At 66.4% G+C, this 15,722-nt stretch carries 14 protein-coding genes; 1 reads left to right on the top strand and 13 read right to left on the bottom strand.

Going from position 1 to position 15,722, the window contains the following annotated elements:
• Positions 1-2: 2 nt before the first annotated feature.
• The 8 genes from der to ndk are packed head-to-tail and all read right to left on the bottom strand — an operon-like array spanning position 3 to position 7,952.
• The gene (der, locus tag AAID08_RS09235; protein WP_054417793.1) at positions 3-1,358 is read right to left on the bottom strand and encodes a ribosome biogenesis GTPase Der; all 1,356 of its coding nucleotides are present in this window, start codon (positions 1,356-1,358) and stop codon (positions 3-5) included.
• A 25-nt stretch (positions 1,359-1,383) separates the two neighbouring features.
• Positions 1,384-2,541 (bottom strand): outer membrane protein assembly factor BamB, encoded by a 1,158-nt coding sequence (gene bamB, locus AAID08_RS09230; RefSeq protein WP_054503918.1) that lies wholly within the window; start codon positions 2,539-2,541, stop codon positions 1,384-1,386.
• A gap of 5 nt (positions 2,542-2,546) precedes the next feature.
• The gene (locus AAID08_RS09225) at positions 2,547-3,185 is read right to left on the bottom strand and encodes a tetratricopeptide repeat protein (RefSeq protein ID WP_064523204.1); all 639 of its coding nucleotides are present in this window, start codon (positions 3,183-3,185) and stop codon (positions 2,547-2,549) included.
• 3 nt (positions 3,186-3,188) lie between these two features.
• The gene (gene hisS, locus AAID08_RS09220; protein WP_116793158.1) at positions 3,189-4,475 is read right to left on the bottom strand and encodes a histidine--tRNA ligase; all 1,287 of its coding nucleotides are present in this window, start codon (positions 4,473-4,475) and stop codon (positions 3,189-3,191) included.
• Positions 4,476-4,531: 56 nt separating this feature from the next.
• Positions 4,532-5,818: a flavodoxin-dependent (E)-4-hydroxy-3-methylbut-2-enyl-diphosphate synthase gene (gene ispG, locus AAID08_RS09215; RefSeq protein ID WP_054503921.1), complete on the bottom strand. Its 1,287-nt coding sequence runs from the start codon at positions 5,816-5,818 to the stop codon at positions 4,532-4,534.
• 15 nt (positions 5,819-5,833) lie between these two features.
• Complete coding sequence (locus AAID08_RS09210) at positions 5,834-6,334, bottom strand: helix-turn-helix transcriptional regulator (protein WP_006387853.1); 501 nt, start codon at positions 6,332-6,334, stop codon at positions 5,834-5,836.
• Entirely contained in the window at positions 6,331-7,485 is a 1,155-nt protein-coding gene (gene rlmN / locus AAID08_RS09205; RefSeq protein ID WP_049075192.1) for a 23S rRNA (adenine(2503)-C(2))-methyltransferase RlmN, read from the bottom strand. The genes AAID08_RS09210 and rlmN overlap by 4 nt, the downstream gene beginning before the upstream one ends.
• Positions 7,486-7,526: 41 nt before the next feature.
• On the bottom strand, positions 7,527-7,952 hold the full coding sequence (gene ndk / locus AAID08_RS09200) for a nucleoside-diphosphate kinase (protein ID WP_006387851.1): 426 nt from the start codon (positions 7,950-7,952) through the stop codon (positions 7,527-7,529).
• 432 nt (positions 7,953-8,384) lie between these two features.
• Here ndk and AAID08_RS09195 point away from each other — a divergent pair, with 432 nt between their 5' ends.
• Positions 8,385-11,279, top strand: coding sequence for a valine--tRNA ligase (locus AAID08_RS09195; RefSeq protein WP_175167647.1), 2,895 nt, complete (start codon positions 8,385-8,387; stop codon positions 11,277-11,279).
• Between the two features lie 77 nt (positions 11,280-11,356).
• Here the strand turns inward: AAID08_RS09195 and AAID08_RS09190 are convergent, their stop codons facing one another.
• From AAID08_RS09190 to AAID08_RS09170, 5 genes are all read right to left on the bottom strand, one after another.
• A complete protein-coding gene (locus AAID08_RS09190) occupies positions 11,357-12,646 on the bottom strand; it encodes an FAD-binding oxidoreductase (RefSeq protein ID WP_064523199.1) in 1,290 nt (429 codons plus the stop codon).
• Positions 12,647-12,655: 9 nt separating this feature from the next.
• Complete coding sequence (locus AAID08_RS09185) at positions 12,656-13,387, bottom strand: amino acid ABC transporter ATP-binding protein (RefSeq protein ID WP_024068345.1); 732 nt, start codon at positions 13,385-13,387, stop codon at positions 12,656-12,658.
• The gene (locus AAID08_RS09180) at positions 13,384-14,037 is read right to left on the bottom strand and encodes an amino acid ABC transporter permease (protein ID WP_006393967.1); all 654 of its coding nucleotides are present in this window, start codon (positions 14,035-14,037) and stop codon (positions 13,384-13,386) included. Before AAID08_RS09180 ends, AAID08_RS09185 begins: the two co-directional genes overlap by 4 nt.
• A 120-nt stretch (positions 14,038-14,157) precedes the next feature.
• On the bottom strand, positions 14,158-14,910 hold the full coding sequence (locus AAID08_RS09175) for an ABC transporter substrate-binding protein (protein WP_024068344.1): 753 nt from the start codon (positions 14,908-14,910) through the stop codon (positions 14,158-14,160).
• A gap of 90 nt (positions 14,911-15,000) precedes the next feature.
• Positions 15,001-15,675, bottom strand: a complete 675-nt coding sequence (locus tag AAID08_RS09170) for a helix-turn-helix domain-containing protein (protein ID WP_175167646.1) — start codon at positions 15,673-15,675, stop codon at positions 15,001-15,003.
• Between the last annotated feature and the right edge of the window lie 47 nt (positions 15,676-15,722).

Genomic DNA, 15,722 nt, shown 5'->3' with positions numbered 1-15,722 from the left:
GATCAGCTTTCCTGCGCGTAGGGGTTGTGCGAAGACTTGAATTCGATCCGCAGCGGCGTGCCGGCCAGATCGAAAGCGTTGCGGAAACGGGTTTCCAGGTAGCGGCGGTACGAATCGGGCACCGCGTCCAGCGCGTTGCCGTGGATGACCACCAGCGGGGGATTCTGCCCGCCCTGGTGCGCATAGCGCATCTTGGGACGGAAGATGCCCTTGCGCGGAGGCGGCTGCTGCTCGACGGCGGCTTGCAGCTCGCGCGTCAGCTTGGGCGTGGACAGCTTGGCGAAGGCCGCGGCGTGGGCGGCATTGACCGACTTGAGCAGCGGCTTGATGCCCTGGCCGCGCAGGGCGGAAATGGTGTGCACGCGAGCGAACGACAGGAAGCGCAGTTTGCGCATGAACTCGCGCTCGATGCGTTCCTTTTCCTCGCCGTCCAGGCCATCCCACTTGTTGACGGCCACGACCACGGCGCGCCCGGTTTCCAGCACGAAGCCCGCGATGTGGGCGTCCTGTTCGGAGATTTCGGTCTGCGCGTCCAGCATCAGCAGCACGACGTTGCTGGCCTCGATGGCCTGCAGCGTCTTGATGACCGAGAACTTCTCGACCGCCTCGAACACCTTGCCGCGCTTGCGCAGGCCGGCGGTGTCGATCAGCGTGTAGCGGCGGCCATCGCGTTCGAAGTCGATCTCGATGGCGTCGCGCGTGGTGCCGGGCATGTCGAACGCGATCACGCGCTCTTCGCCCATCAGGGTGTTGATCAGCGTCGACTTGCCGACGTTGGGACGGCCGACGATGGCCAGCTTGATGCGGTGGTCGTGCTCGCCCTCTTCGGCCGGCTCTTCTTCCTCGGCCGGCGGCTCGGCCAGGTCCTGCAGCGCGAGTTCGATCAGGTCGACGATGCCGTCACCGTGCGCCGCCGAGATGGGATAGGGTTGCCCCAGACCCAGCTCGTGGAATTCGGCGATGGCGGCGCCCGCCCCCATGCCTTCGGCCTTGTTCACCGCCAGCAGCACGCGCTGCTGTCCCGACTTGCGCAGCAGCGTCGCGATCTCGTGGTCATGCGCGTTCAGGCCGGCGCGGGCGTCCACCAGGAACACCACGACGTCGGCCTCGGCGATGGCCTGCCGGGTCTGGCGTGCCATCTCCAGCAGGATGCCGTCCTTGGCGACCGGCTCGAAACCGCCCGTGTCGATGACGATGAAGGGGATATCGCCCACCCTGCCCTCGCCGTAGTGGCGATCGCGGGTCAGGCCGGAAAAATCGGCCACCAGCGCGGCGCGCGATCGCGTCAGGCGATTGAATAGGGTCGATTTCCCCACATTGGGGCGGCCGACCAGGGCAACGACAGGCTTGAAAGACACGGTGTAAGGCTTTGTTCTTGAGGGTTTAGTTGGTGCCGATCAGGACGAGATTGCCATTGCCCGTCTGGACCAGCACACCTTGGGAAGTCGTCTGCGGCGGCGAAACGATGGCACCGCCGCCCACCGACAGGCGCGCCATCAGGCTGCCGTCGCTGCGCGACAGGAAATGCACGTAGCCGTCCAGGTCGCCGACCGCGAGCGCGCCGCCCAGCAGGGCCGGCGCGGTGAGCTGGCGATTCTTCAGCGCAGCCTGCTTCCAGACATTGCCGCCGTTGTCCAGCGCAAAGGCGTTGACCACGCTGTTCTGGTCGGCAGAGTAGGCAAAACGCTGATCCAGGGTCATGCCACTGACGCTGGAGAAGTCCTTCGCCCAGATCGGACGGCCGCCGGCCGTGACGTCAAAGCACACGATACGCCCTTGGTAGGCCACCGCGCAAAGCAGATTGCCGGCGATGCGTGGCGCGCCGACCACGTCGGTCAGGCGTTCCAGGTCGCTGGCGCCGCGCGGGGTGGCGACGGTGCCTTCCCATTGCACGTTGCCGCTGTCGGAGGCGATGGCCATCATCTTGCCGCCGGGCAGGCCAGTGATGACGAGGCCTTCGGCCAGCACCATCTGCGCGGCGCTGCGCAGGGCCAGCGCCGGGCCGGGCCGCTGCACGCTCCAGAGACGCTCGCCGTTGTTGGCGTCGAAGGCCTGGATGCGGTAGTCGCCGCTGCGGACCACGACGATGCCATAACCCACCACTGGCGGGATGTTGACGTCGCTGGTGGCGCGCACCTTCCATTTGACCTTGCCGCTGTCGTCGAAGGCGACCACGTCGCCGTCGGGGGAGGCCACGGCCGTGGTGGTGCCGTCGCTGCCCGCGCCCGCGGTCAGCTTCACGCCGGCCTGCGACTTCCAGATGGGACGACCGCTCTGCAGGTCGAACTTGCCGACCGAGCCATCGGGCGTGGCGGCGTAGACCGCGTTCTCGAGCACCGTGGGCGCAAAGCCGAGGCCGGAGCCGCTGCCGATCGAGGTCGACCAGACCTGGCGCACCGACATGCCGGCCTTGTATTCGGTCAGGGGAGCAGGGTCGTAACGGCCGTCGTCATGGGAAAACAGGCCGCAACCGCCCAGGGCGAGCAAGCTCGTCAGGCAAACAGCGCCACGCCACGTCCGGCCAAAGGCAAATTTACGCATTACAGTCACGCTCCGCTCAGGGCATCCAGTTTCAGTTGCACAACCTGGGTCAGCGGATTCGCCGTGCCCAGGCCATCAATGGCGCTTTGCCATGCCGCACGCGCGTCCTCGCGCTTGCCTTGCGCCGCGAGGATATCGCCACGGCGGTCGGCGAACAAGGCGGCGAACGCGGCCGGGGCGTTGTTCAGTTGGCCCAGCGCGGCGTCGTATTGCTTCTGATCGAGCAACAGACCCGCCAGGCGCAGCCGGGCGACGGCCTGCATGGACGGGTTCTTGGATTGACTGGCCAGCCACTCGAGCTGCTGGCGGGCGCCGTCGACGTCCTTTTGGGCCTGCAGCGCCTGGGCCGCCACCAGCGCGCCGCGGGCGGCGTAGCCGGTCGAGCCGTATTGGTCGCGCAAGGTCGCCGCGGCGGCCTTGATGCGCACCGACGAATCGGCGCCACCCAGGCGGGCGGCGTCTTCGAGCGCCTCGAAATAACCCATGGCCTGGTTGGCCTTGTGCGACTGGTAGGCCTTGGCGCCCCACCAGCCGCCCCATGCCACCGCCACGGCGGCCACCAGCGACAGCATCAGCGTGCCGTAACGAGCCCACCACGCCTTGATCGCGTCGAGTTTTTCCTGTTCTTCCAGATCGTATGCCATGCCCTAACCCTTGATATTCAATACGTCGGCCAAGCCCGCCAACGGGACTTGCTGCTGCGCGGCGTCGCCTTGGGCGTCGGCGCGCAGGAATTTGATGCTGGCGGTCTGCGAAGCCACTTCATCGGCGCCAAGGATAACCGCAACCCGGGCGCCGCTGGCGTCCGCGCGCTTGAATTGGGACTTGAAGCTGGCGGCGCCGGCATGCACCACCACCGACAGGCCGGCGTCGCGCAGGTCTTCGCCGACCCGGGCGGCCAGGCGCTGCGCCGCTTCGCCCTGGTGCACGACATACACCTCGCATTCGGCAGGCGACTCGATCTGCACGCTCTGCTCCCACAGGTCCAGCAGGCGTTCCATGCCGATGGCGAAACCGACGGCCGGCGCGGGCTTGCCGCCCAGCAGCTCGATCAGGCCGTCATAGCGGCCGCCGCCGCAGACGGTGCCCTGGGAGCCGAGGCGGTCGGTCACCCATTCGAAGACGGTCAGGTTGTAGTAGTCCAGCCCGCGCACCAGGCGCGGGTTGAGGCGGTATTCGATGCCGGCGTCGGTCAGGCGCTGGCACACGCCCTCGAAGTGCGCGCGCGATTCCTCGCCCAGGAAGTCGAACAGGCGCGGGGCGCTGTCGGCCATTTCCTGCATGGCGGGGTTCTTGGTGTCCAGCACGCGCAGCGGATTGGTATACAGGCGGCGCTTGCCATCCTCATCGAGGATGTCAACGTGCTTTTCCAGGTGCGCGATCAGGGCGGCGCGGTGCGCGGCGCGCTCGGCCGGCTGGCCCAGCGAATTCAGTTCGAGGCGCACGTCGGTCAGGCCCAGCAGCTTCCACAGGCGGGCCAGCATGACGATCAGTTCGGCGTCCACATCGGGGCCGGCGAAGCCCAGGGCCTCGACGTCGATCTGGTGGAACTGGCGGTAGCGGCCGCGCTGCGGGCGCTCGTGGCGGAACACCGGGCCGATCGAGTAGACGCGCTGCGGGCGGTCGTACAGCAGGTTGTGCTCGATCGAGGCGCGCACGATGCCGGCGGTCATCTCGGGCCGCATGGTCAGCGATTCGCCGTTGAGCGCGTCGGTGAACGTGTACATCTCTTTTTCGACGATGTCGGTCACTTCGCCAATGCCGCGCGTGAACAGGCGCGTATGCTCAAGCACGGGCGTACGCACATTGCGATAGCCGTAGCCGCGCAGCCAGCCGCGCACGATTTCCTCGAATTGCTCCCAGCGGGCGCTGGCCCCTGGCAGCAGGTCATTCATGCCGCGAATGGCGGCGACTTTCTGGAAAGCTTGAGTCATCTTGATCATGCCGCTCCGCGCGCCGGCAAGCGCGCCTCGCGGCCACACCCTTTCTTTTAATGAGAGGCGAGCGCGCCGTAGCGACGCGCAACGTAGTCTTCAACGATGGCCTGGAATTCTTCGGCGATGTGGTCGCCCTTCAGGGTGACCGTGCGCTCGCCGTCGACGAACACCGGCGCGGCCGGCACCTCGCCGGTGCCCGGCAGGCTGATGCCGATGTCCGCGTGGCGGCTTTCGCCAGGCCCGTTGACCACACAGCCCATGACCGCGACGTTCATGCTTTCGACGCCGGGGTACTGGGCGCGCCACACCGGCATCTGCCGGCGCAGGTAGGACTGGATGCTATCGGCCAGTTCCTGGAAGAACGTGCTGCTGGTGCGGCCGCAACCGGGGCAGGCCACCACCATGGGCGTGAACGCGCGCAGGCCCATGGTCTGCAGGATCTCCTGCGCCACCACGGCCTCGCGGCCGCGGTCGCCGCCCGGTTCCGGCGTCAGCGAGATGCGGATGGTGTCGCCAATGCCCTGCTGCAGCAGCACGGCCAGCGCGGCGGTCGAGGCGACGATGCCCTTGCTGCCCATGCCGGCTTCGGTCAGGCCCAGGTGCAGCGGATAGTCGCAACGCGCCGACAGGTCGCGGTAGACCGCGATCAGGTCCTGCACGTGACTGACCTTGCACGACAGGATGATGGCATCGCGGCGCAGGCCGAGTTCCTCGGCGCGCTGGGCGTTGCTGATGGCGGACACCACCAGCGCGTCGCGCATCACCGCCTGCGCTTCCCAGGGCTGGGCGCGGCGGCTGTTTTCGTCCATCTTGCGCGCCATCAGCTCGTGATCCAGGCTGCCCCAGTTCACGCCGATGCGCACCGGCTTGTCGTAGCGGCAGGCCACTTCGATCATCTGGGCGAAATTGTCGTCACGACGCTTGCCGCCGCCCATGTTGCCCGGATTGATGCGGTACTTGGACAGCGCCTGGGCGCAGTCCGGGAATTGCGTCAGCAGCTTGTGGCCGTTGTAGTGGAAGTCGCCCACCAGCGGCACGTCCACGCCCATGCGGTCGAGCTGCTCGCGGATCGCCATGACTTCCCTGGCGGCTTCGGGCGTGTTGACGGTGATGCGCACCATCTCGGAGCCGGCCAGCGCCAATTCCTTGACCTGGATCGCCGTGGCGATGGCATCGGCGGTGTCGGTGTTGGTCATGGACTGGACCACCACCGGCGCGTCGCCGCCGATCATGACCGTGCGGTCGCCCCACTTCACCGCCACCGAACGCGTGGCGCGGCGGGGAGCCGCGCCCACGGCGGGCGGCGGCGCATCCTGGCAAGGCAGAGAGGAATCTTGCATCGGCGAAACCGGTATTTACTTGGACAGCTTGGGAAGCCAGTCGAACGCCAGCCATTGCTGCGGCAGCCAACCCTGCCAGAAGGCATAGGCGACGCCGGCGGCAAGCACCAGCACGATGGCGATCAGCCAGCCCCAGGAGGTCGAGGACGCGCGATCGTCGTCGGCGCCGGACTGGGGAATGGAATGGGCCGAATGCAGCGCCCCCGGACTCAGCTTGACCGGGCCGGTGACGCGGGCCTTGGGGTCGAGCGAATCAACGATTGCCTGCGAATCGGCGCCCAGCATGCGGGCGTAGTTGCGGATCAGGCCGCGCAGCGAGACGCCGGTGGGCAGTTCGCCCCACTGTTCGTTCTCGAGGGCCTCGATCTGCTTGGCCGAAAACTTGATGCGGCTGGACACTTCGTCGAGCGACCAGCCCTTGGATTGGCGCAGCGTGCGCAGCGCCGAGCCCACATTGCCCGAACCGCCCGCGCTCGCGGGCGTCTCTGAAACTGCAGAAGCGATATCCTGCGTCATGCATGCACCTGTCTAATTGGTATGGTCTGGCGCTGCGCGGCGTTCCGCTCGGTGATGCGGGTACGGTCGCGCACTTCTCCAGCCAGTTGACCACAAGCGGCGTCGATATCGTCCCCCCGGGTCTTGCGCACCGTCGTGATGATGCCGGCGTCCATCAGACGCTGGGCGAACACCTTGACGCGGGCCGAAGGCGAACGCTTCAGGCCGGAGGCGGGGAAGGGATTGAACGGGATCAGATTGAGCTTGCAGCGGATCTGGCGGGCAATGTGTATCAGTTCCTTGGCGTGCTGGTCGGTATCGTTGATGCCATCCAGCATGCAGTATTCAAACGTGATGAAGTCGCGCGGCGCGAAAGCCAGGTAGCGTTCGCACGCGGCCAGCAACTCCTTCAACGGATATTTCTTGTTCAGCGGCACCAGCTCGTCGCGCAGCGCGTCGTTGGGCGCATGCAGCGACACGGCCAGCGCCACCGGACAGTCCTGCGACAAGCGGTCCATCATGGGCACCACGCCCGACGTGGACACCGTGACGCGGCGGCGCGACAGGCCATAGGCATTGTCGTCGAGCATCAGGCGCAGGGCCGGCAGCACCTGGTCGTAGTTGAGCAGGGGCTCGCCCATGCCCATCATGACCACGTTGCTGATGACGCGGGTGTCTTCGGTAGCGCGCGCGCCTTCCAGGCGCGCGGTGCCGACGTCGGCTTCCAGCACGCGCTTGGCCCACCACAACTGGCCGATGATCTCGCTGGTCTTGAGGTTGCGGTTGAACCCCTGGTGGCCGGTCGAGCAGAAACGGCAGTTCACCACGCAGCCCGCCTGGCTGGAGATGCACAAGGTGCCGCGGTCGTCCTCGGGGATGAAGACGGTTTCGATGGCGTTGCCCTGCCCCACGTCGAACAGCCACTTGCGGGTGCCGTCCGACGAGCGCTGCTCGGTGTTGACCGCCAGCGCCTCGATGACGCAACGGGACGCCAACTGGCCGCGGAAATCGCGGGCCAGGTCGGTCATGGCGTCGAACGAATCGGCGCCGCGCTGGTGCATCCAGCGCTGCAACTGGCGGGCGCGAAACGGCTTGCCGCCCCACTGCCCGACGAGTTCGGACAGGGCGGAGCCATCCAGCCCCAACAGGTTGATTCGTTCGACGGATTCCATGACCAGGGTAATGCTATGACGCTAAAGGAATTTCCGGGAAATCAACGGCTGTGGATGTTGATTTCGGGGAAGAAGAAAGCCACTTCGACAGCGGCCGTTTCCGGCGCGTCCGAGCCGTGCACGGCGTTGGCGTCGATGCTGTCGGCGAAGTCGGCGCGGATGGTGCCCGGGGCGGCCTTCTTGGGATCGGTGGCGCCCATCAGGTCGCGGTTCTTCTGGATGGCGTCTTCGCCTTCCAGCACTTGCACGAACACGGGGCCCGAGACCATGAAGTCAACCAGGTCCTTGAAGAAGGGGCGCTCTTTGTGGACGGCGTAGAAACGCTCGGCGTCGGCGCGCGACAGTTGGGCCAGGCGGGCGGCGATGACCTTCAGGCCGGCTTGCTCGAAGCGGGCGACGATCTGGCCGATGACGTTCTTGGCGACGGCGTCGGGCTTGATGATCGAGAGGGTGCGTTGGACGGACATGAGAACTCCAAAAACGGATACTGACTGGTTTCTATGATTGCCTGGCGTGGCCTGCGCTCGTTGGTGTCACCCTTCAAGCGGCAGCGCGCCATGGGCGCGCAAGCGACTCGGAACAACTGCGTTGACAGCGCGTTCCGGGCCGTCCCGGCCGCCTGTGCCAAGGCGGGGATTCGACACTGCCAACCCTTCGGAGTGATCCCGGGGTTGCCCCCGGGCTGTCCCACCTCGAATGCTTCGCTCGATTCATTGCGCTGAAATTCGCAGCGTTTTTTCAATGAACTTTTGGCGAAACCTCAATGAATTCAGGGACTTCTAAAAGGTTTACAGTAACCCGGTATTCTAACACGCCGATACGACCGCATTACATCTTAAAATGAGCGGTTTGCTTGCCCGTTTCCATCGACCGGGCGCCCTGTCTGCCGGAACCCTGTAATGACTCAAGCCGCTCCCCCGAACGCCGCGTCCGCCGCGACCGACTCCCCGGAACTCTCCAAGAGCTTCGAACCTGCCGAACTCGAATCCCGCTGGTACGCCGAGTGGGAAAAGCGCGGCTACTTCGCCGCGGGGTCGCACGTAAAAACGGGGACCGAAGGCCAGCCTTACGTCATCCAGTTCCCGCCGCCCAACGTGACGGGCACCCTGCACATGGGCCATGCGTTCAACCAGACCATCATGGATGGCCTGATCCGCTACCACCGCATGCTGGGCGACGACACCGTTTTCATTCCGGGGACGGATCACGCCGGCATCGCCACGCAGATCGTGGTTGAAAGACAGCTCGACGCGCAGAAGGTTTCGCGCCACGACCTCGGCCGCGAGAAATTCGTCGAAAAAGTGTGGGAGTGGAAGGAAAAGTCGGGCAACGCCATCACCGGCCAGGTGCGCCGGCTGGGCGCCTCGGCCGACTGGCCGCGCGAGTACTTCACCATGGACGACCGCATGTCGCGCGGCGTGGTGGAGACCTTCGTGCGCCTGCATAAACAGGGCCTGATCTACCGCGGCAAGCGCCTGGTCAACTGGGATCCCAAGCTGCTGACGGCCGTGTCCGACCTGGAAGTCCAGTCGGAAGAGACCGACGGCCACATGTGGCACATCCTCTACCCCTTCGTCGACGGTCCGCAGACCATCGTCGACAAGGACGGCCAGACGGTCACCCTGCGCGGCATGACCATCGCCACCACCCGCCCCGAGACCATGCTGGCCGACGGCGCGCTGTGCGTGCACCCTGAAGACCCGCGCTACAAGCACCTGGTCGGCAAGGAAGTCGAACTGCCGCTGTGCGACCGCAACATCCCCATCATCGCGGATGACTTCGTCGACCCCGAATTCGGCACCGGTTGCGTCAAGATCACCGGCGCGCACGACTTCAACGACTACGCCTGCGCGATGCGCCACGACCTGCCGCTGATCGTGATCTTCACGCTCGACGCGCACATCAACGAGAACGGCCCCAAGCAGTTCCAGGGCATGGAGCGCTACGAGGCCCGCAAGGCCGTGGTGGCCCAACTGGAAGCCGAAGGCTACCTCGTCAAGGTCGAGCCGCACAAGATGATGCAGCCCAAGGGCGACCGCACCGGCGTCGTGCTCGAGCCCATGCTGACCGACCAGTGGTTCGTCGCCATGAGCAAGCCGGCCCCCGAGGGCACGCTCAACCCGGGCAAGAGCATCACCGAAGTGGCGCTGGAGGTCGTCGCCGACGGCCGCATCCAGTTCTACCCGGACAACTGGACCACCATCTACAACCAGTGGCTCAACAACATCCAGGACTGGTGCATTTCGCGCCAACTGTGGTGGGGTCACCAGATTCCCGCCTGGTACTCGGATGACGGCCAGGTGTTCGTCGCGCACGATGAGGCCGAAGCCGTCCAGCAGGCCCGCGCCGCCGGCGTCACCGGCGAACTCAAGCGCGATCCGGACGTGCTGGACACGTGGTTCTCATCGGGCCTGGTGCCCTTCACCACGCTTGGCTGGCCCGACAAGACGGCCGACCTGGCGCGCTACCTGCCGTCCAGCGTGCTGGTCACCGGCTTTGACATCATCTTCTTCTGGGTCGCGCGCATGGTCATGCTGACCACGCACCTGACCGGCCAGATCCCGTTCAAGCACGTCTACGTGCACGGCCTGATCCGCGACGCCGACGGCCAGAAGATGAGCAAGTCCAAGGGCAACACGCTGGATCCGGTCGACCTGATCGACGGCATCGACCTGGACGGCCTGGTGGCCAAGCGCACCTACGGCCTGATGAATCCCAAGCAGGCCGGCGCCATCGAAAAGGCCACGCGCCGCCAGTACCCGGACGGCATTCCCGCCTTCGGCACCGACGCACTGCGCTTCACCATGGCCGCCTACGCGACCCTGGGCCGCAACATCAACTTCGACCTGAAGCGTTGCGAGGGCTATCGCAACTTCTGCAACAAGCTCTGGAACGCCACCCGTTTCGTGCTGATGAACACCGAAGGCCACGACCTGACCGGTCCGGACGCGGGCGAAACCTCGTTCGTCGACCGCTGGATCGTCAGCCAGCTACAGGCGCTGGAAGCCGAGGTGGCCCGCGGCTTCGCCGACTACCGTTTCGACAACGTGGCCAACGCGCTGTACCGCTACGTCTGGGACGAATACTGCGACTGGTACCTGGAACTGGCCAAGGTGCAGATCCAGACCGGCACGCCGGCCCAGCAACTGGGCACGCGCCGCACGCTGATCCGCGTGCTGGAAGGCGTGCTGCGCCTGGCCCACCCGATCATTCCGTTCATCACGGAAGAGCTGTGGCAGAAGGTCTCGGTGGTGGCCGGCAAGCGCAAGCAAGGCGTGGCAGACAGTGTCAGCGTGCAGCCGTACCCGCAGGCCAATCCGGCCGCCGTGGACACCGCCGCCGAAGCCGACGTGGCCGAACTGAAGGCCCAGGTCGAGGCCGTGCGCGCGCTGCGCGGCGAGATGAACCTGTCGCCGGCGCAGAAAGTGCCGCTGTGCGCCCAGGGCGACGCGCCCACGCTGACGCGCAACGCCCCCTACCTGGCCGCGCTGGCCAAGCTCAGCCAGGTGGACGTGCTGGACGCCCTGCCCGACGCTGGCGCGCCGGTGCAGGTGGTGGGCGCCAGCCGCCTGATGTTGCATGTCGAGATCGACGTGGCCGCCGAGCGCGTGCGCCTGGACAAGGAAATCGCCCGCCTGGAAGGCGAGATCGCCAAGGCCAACGGCAAGCTGTCCAACGCCAGCTTCGTTGAACGCGCCCCGGCCGCCGTGGTCGAGCAGGAAAAGGCCCGCCTGGCTCAATTCGGCGAGACGCTGCAGAAGGTGCGCGAACAGCGCGGCAAGCTGGGCAACTGATCGCCCGGCAATGCGTTCATGCAAAGGGCCCCGGATCCTCTCCGGGGCTTTTTTTCGCGCGGCCTGATCGCATCGGCCTATACGCCGCCGTCGGTCATCCGGTACCAGGTGACCACGGCGTTCACGTACAGGCGGCGCAGTCCATAGAGCGGAAACGGCTTTACGGGCGACAACGGCACCGGCAGCGCCTTGGCGTCGCCGCTGACGAGGTACTGCGCCATGGCGCGGCCCATGCTGGTCTGCAGGCCCACGCCGCGCCCCTGGCAGCCGATATCCACCAGCAGCCCGGGCTGCGGCTCGTGCAGGTGCGGCAGATAGTCGCGGGTGATGGCCACGCGGCCGCACCAGCGGTACTCGAACGGCGTGCCGGCCACCTGCGGGAACATCTTCACCATCACCCGTTCCAGGTGGGCCCAGTCCTGCGGCCCCTTGGGCTCGCGGAAGGGCCCACGCCCGCCCATCAGCAGGCGGCCCTGGTGGTCCAGGCGAAAATACAGCAGCAGGTTGCGGGTATCGGACGTGACGTGGCCTTCCGGAAAGATGCCTGCGCGCAGGCGCTCCGGCAGCGGCGTGGTGGCGACCTGGAAGGTATTGGCGTCGATGATCGAGGTCTTCAAGCCCGGCAGCAGATCGGCGCCGTAGGCGTTGGTGCACATCACCACGCGGTCGGCGGTCACGCTGGCGCCGCCGGGAGTCGTGGCGGTCCACTTGCCGCCGTCGCGCTTCAGACCGGTGACTGGCGTGTCGGTATGAATCACGGCGCCGGCATTCAGGGCGGCGCGGGCCAGTCCGCGCGCATAGCTCAGCGGCTGCACCGCGCCCGCGCGGCGGTCGACCCAGCCGCCCAGGTAGCGGTCGGCCCCGATCAGCCGCGCCACCTCGGCCCGGTCCAACGGCTGCGCGTCGGCGCCATGGCGCGCCCATTGCGCGGCGCGGGCGTGCGCCAGTTCCAGCGCGGCGGGATTGTGCGCGCCCTGGATCCACCCCCTGCGCACATGCGGCACGTCCATGGCATGCCGTTCGATCAGGTTGAACACCGCGTCGGCGGTGGCGCCAGCGAAGCGCACCAGGCGTTCGCCGCGCTCGGCGCCGAACATCGAAACGAGCGCATCGGGATCGTACTTGAGGCCGGGAATGACCTGGCCGCCGTTGCGCCCCGAGCCCCCGAAGCCGATCTCGCGCGCTTCCAGCAGCACCACCCGCACGCCCTGCTCGGCCAGGTGCAGCGCGGTGCTCAGGCCGGCGTAGCCGCCGCCCACCACCAGCACGTCGGCCTGCTCGGACTGCGTCAGCGGCTGCGTGTCCGGCGGCGGCGCCGCGGTGGCGGCCCAGAGCGACGGGGAAAGCGGAAACGGCGTCTGCGACATGATGGTTCCTCACATGGGATGCAGCACGCGGCGCAGGAAATCCTGCGTGCGCGGGTGCTGCGGCTGATTCAGCACTTCACGGGCGGCGCCCTGCTCCACCATCACGCCGCCGTCAAAGAACATGACGCGGTCGGCAACCTCGCGCGCGAAGCTCATCTCGTGCGTCACGACGACCATGGTCATGCCGGCCTCGGCCAGCTTGCGCATCACGCCCAGCACGTCGCCCACCAGCTCGGGGTCGAGCGCCGAGGTCGGTTCGTCGAACAGGATCGCCTTCGGCTGCATCGCCAGGGCCCGCGCGATCGCCACGCGCTGCTGCTGGCCGCCGGACAGTTGCGGCGGATGGGCGTCGGCCTTGTCGGCCAGGCCGACACTGGCGAGCAATTCACGGCCGCGCTCCAGCGCCTGCGCGCGCGGCTCGCCCTTCACGTAGATCGGACCTTCCACCACGTTCTCCAGCGCGGTGCGATGCGGGAACAGGTTGAAGCGCTGGAACACCATCGCCACCTGCGTGCGGATGGAAACGATGGAGGCCGCATCGCAGTCCACCAGTTCGCCATCCACGGTGATGCGGCCGGCGTTGTAGCGCTCCAGCCCGTTGATGCAGCGCAGGATGGTGGACTTGCCCGAGCCGGATGGCCCGATCACGCATACGACTTCGCCCTTGCTGACCGAGGCATCGATGCCCTTGAGCACCTCCAGCGACCCGAAGCTCTTGCGCACGCCCTTGAGTTCGATCATTTGGCGGCACTCCTCTTTTCCAGATGCCGCACCAGCAGGATCAGCGGCACGCACATCACCAGGTACATCAGCGCCACCAGCGAGAACACGGTGGCGTTCTTGAACGTCGACACGGCAATCAGCTTGCCTTGCAGGGCAAGCTCGGCCACCGTGATGGTGGACGCCTGCGACGAGTCCTTGAGCATCATGATCATGATGTTGCCGTAGGGCGGCAGCACGATCTTGACGGCCTGCGGCAGCACCACGCGGCGCATGGTCATGCTCCAGCTCATACCCATCGCCATGGCCGCCTCGATCTGGCCGCGGTCGATGGCTTCGATCCCCGCGCGGAAGTTCTCGGCCTGGTAGGCCGAGTAGGCGATGCCCAGCCCGATGATGGCCGCCTGCACCGCCGTCAGGGCGATGCCCATGTCCGGCATCACGAAATAGATGTAGAACAGCAGCACGATGATCGGGATGCCGCGCAGCAGGTTGATCACGCCCGCGCTGAACTTGGACAGGTATTTGTTGCCGGAGACGCGCATCAGCGCCCACACCAGCCCCAGCAGCGTGGACAGGACCAGCGACCCGAGCGTCACCAGGATGGTGAGCTTGGCGCCCTGCAACAGGATCGGCAGGTATTCCGCCGCGTCTTTGAAGAATTCCGTCATGACTCGATTCACCCCAACTGGGCCGCCTCCGGAAACCCGGGGACGCGGCCGGTCCGCGCGCCAGGGCGCGCAGTCCGGGCGGACGCCTGCCGCGGCGCCACGCCCGCCATCAAACGGCCGTCAGCCGCCCAGCCCCCACTTCTTCAGGATCTGGTCGATGGCGCCATCGGCCTTGAGCTTGGCCAGCGCCTTGTTGATGCGTTCGAGCAAGGCGGTGTCGTCCTTGCGCGTGGCCAGGCCCAGGCTGCCCATGACGGTGGGCTGGTAGGACTGCGCCATCTTCAGGTTGGGATAGTTGCCCTGGGTCAGGATGTAGGCGGCGATGGGATAGTCCATGAACCCGCCCTGGATGCGGCCGGCGTTGGCGTCGCGCATCATGTCCGGCGGATTGTCGTAGAGCTTCACCTCCTTGAACACGCCGCTCTTCTGGATCGGCTCGACAAATGCGGTGCCGACCTGCACCCCCACCGTCATGCCCTTCATGTCGGCGAATGACTTGTATTCCTTGTTGTCGCTCTTGAGCACCATCAGGCCTTCGCCATAGCGATAGACCGGCTCCGAGAAACTCACCACCTGCTGGCGCTGCGGCGTGATGAACATGGCCGCCGAGACGATGTCGATGCGCTTGGAAGTCAGCGAACCGATCAGCGCCGAAAACGCCATGGGCTCGATCTGCACCTCGAAGCCAGCCTCCTTGCCGACCGCTTTAACAATATCGACCATCACCCCCTCGATGGAGTTGGTCTTGGTGTCAAGAAAAGTGAACGGACTGCCGGTGGGCGTGGATCCCACCTTCAACACCGTCTGGGCCTGCGCGGCCGTGGCCGTGGACAATGCTGCGAATACAGAGACAACCAGAGTCTTGAATTTCATGACATTTCCTCATCTAGGCAAAGCGTTCCGGAGCGTGCCCGGAAGGCGGATGATCCCCAGTGTCATCGCGCCGATTCACTGCCCGCGCGCTCAAGGCGGCGGTTGCGTCATATCCCCCGCGGCTTGATTGATATTCGAGATGGCCCAGATGACTTCGGTCACCTGCGAGCCGGGATTGCGCCAGCGCCGCGGCGTGCTGCTGGCATAGCAGAAACTGTCGCCCTCCTTGAGCAGCACGACGCGGTCGCCCACCCAGAGTTCGAGCGCGCCCTTGAGCACCACGCCGATCTGCTCGCCCTGCCCGGTCACGAACAGTTCGTTGCCGGTCGAGCCGCCGGGCTCGATGGTGGCGCGGCACAGGTCCATGCTGCGGCACGCGGGCGGCGTGTACATCTCCTTGACGATGCCTTTCTCGCGCAGGTCGATATAGCGGTGCGTGCCGGCGCGGGCGACGCGGCCGCCGTCCTCGCCTTCGGTGTGCTCGGCGTTGCGCAGCAAGGCGTTGACCGACACGCCGAACTCGCGCGCCAGTTGGTGCAGCGTCTTGACCGACGCGGAGCTCAGCCCGCGCTCGATCTGGCTGAGCAGCCCCAGCGACATGCCGCAGGCCTGCGCCACGTCCGCCAGCGAGCGGCCCTGCTGCTTGCGCAACTGGCGCAACTGCTGGCCCAGCCACATGTCGACGGCGGACTCAGGGCGACCCGCCGCCAGCGCTGGCTTGGAGAGCGCGGCGGCATCACGCGGCACGGGAGAGGATCGGCTCATATGAAAATTTCATTTTTATGTAATTTTCAATACTAAGGAGCGCGCCG

It is taken from the genome of Achromobacter sp. EB05 (assembly GCF_044232075.1).
Taxonomy (GTDB): domain Bacteria; phylum Pseudomonadota; class Gammaproteobacteria; order Burkholderiales; family Burkholderiaceae_B; genus Achromobacter; species Achromobacter dolens.
The sequence above is the reverse complement of the archived record's forward strand: the minus strand, read 5'-3'. Positions and strand labels throughout refer to the sequence as shown.

Coding starts and splice junctions, on each gene's coding strand:
- bamB (WP_054503918.1), bottom strand. CDS start 2,541: ATGCGTAAATTTGCCTTTGGCCGGACGTGGCGTGGCGCTGTTTGCCTG.
- AAID08_RS09225 (WP_064523204.1), bottom strand. CDS start 3,185: ATGGCATACGATCTGGAAGAACAGGAAAAACTCGACGCGATCAAGGCG.
- hisS (WP_116793158.1), bottom strand. CDS start 4,475: ATGACTCAAGCTTTCCAGAAAGTCGCCGCCATTCGCGGCATGAATGAC.
- ispG (WP_054503921.1), bottom strand. CDS start 5,818: ATGCAAGATTCCTCTCTGCCTTGCCAGGATGCGCCGCCGCCCGCCGTG.
- AAID08_RS09210 (WP_006387853.1), bottom strand. CDS start 6,334: ATGACGCAGGATATCGCTTCTGCAGTTTCAGAGACGCCCGCGAGCGCG.
- rlmN (WP_049075192.1), bottom strand. CDS start 7,485: ATGGAATCCGTCGAACGAATCAACCTGTTGGGGCTGGATGGCTCCGCC.
- ndk (WP_006387851.1), bottom strand. CDS start 7,952: ATGTCCGTCCAACGCACCCTCTCGATCATCAAGCCCGACGCCGTCGCC.
- AAID08_RS09195 (WP_175167647.1), top strand. CDS start 8,385: ATGACTCAAGCCGCTCCCCCGAACGCCGCGTCCGCCGCGACCGACTCC.
- AAID08_RS09190 (WP_064523199.1), bottom strand. CDS start 12,646: ATGTCGCAGACGCCGTTTCCGCTTTCCCCGTCGCTCTGGGCCGCCACC.
- AAID08_RS09185 (WP_024068345.1), bottom strand. CDS start 13,387: ATGATCGAACTCAAGGGCGTGCGCAAGAGCTTCGGGTCGCTGGAGGTG.
- AAID08_RS09180 (WP_006393967.1), bottom strand. CDS start 14,037: ATGACGGAATTCTTCAAAGACGCGGCGGAATACCTGCCGATCCTGTTG.
- AAID08_RS09175 (WP_024068344.1), bottom strand. CDS start 14,910: ATGAAATTCAAGACTCTGGTTGTCTCTGTATTCGCAGCATTGTCCACG.
- AAID08_RS09170 (WP_175167646.1), bottom strand. CDS start 15,675: ATGAGCCGATCCTCTCCCGTGCCGCGTGATGCCGCCGCGCTCTCCAAG.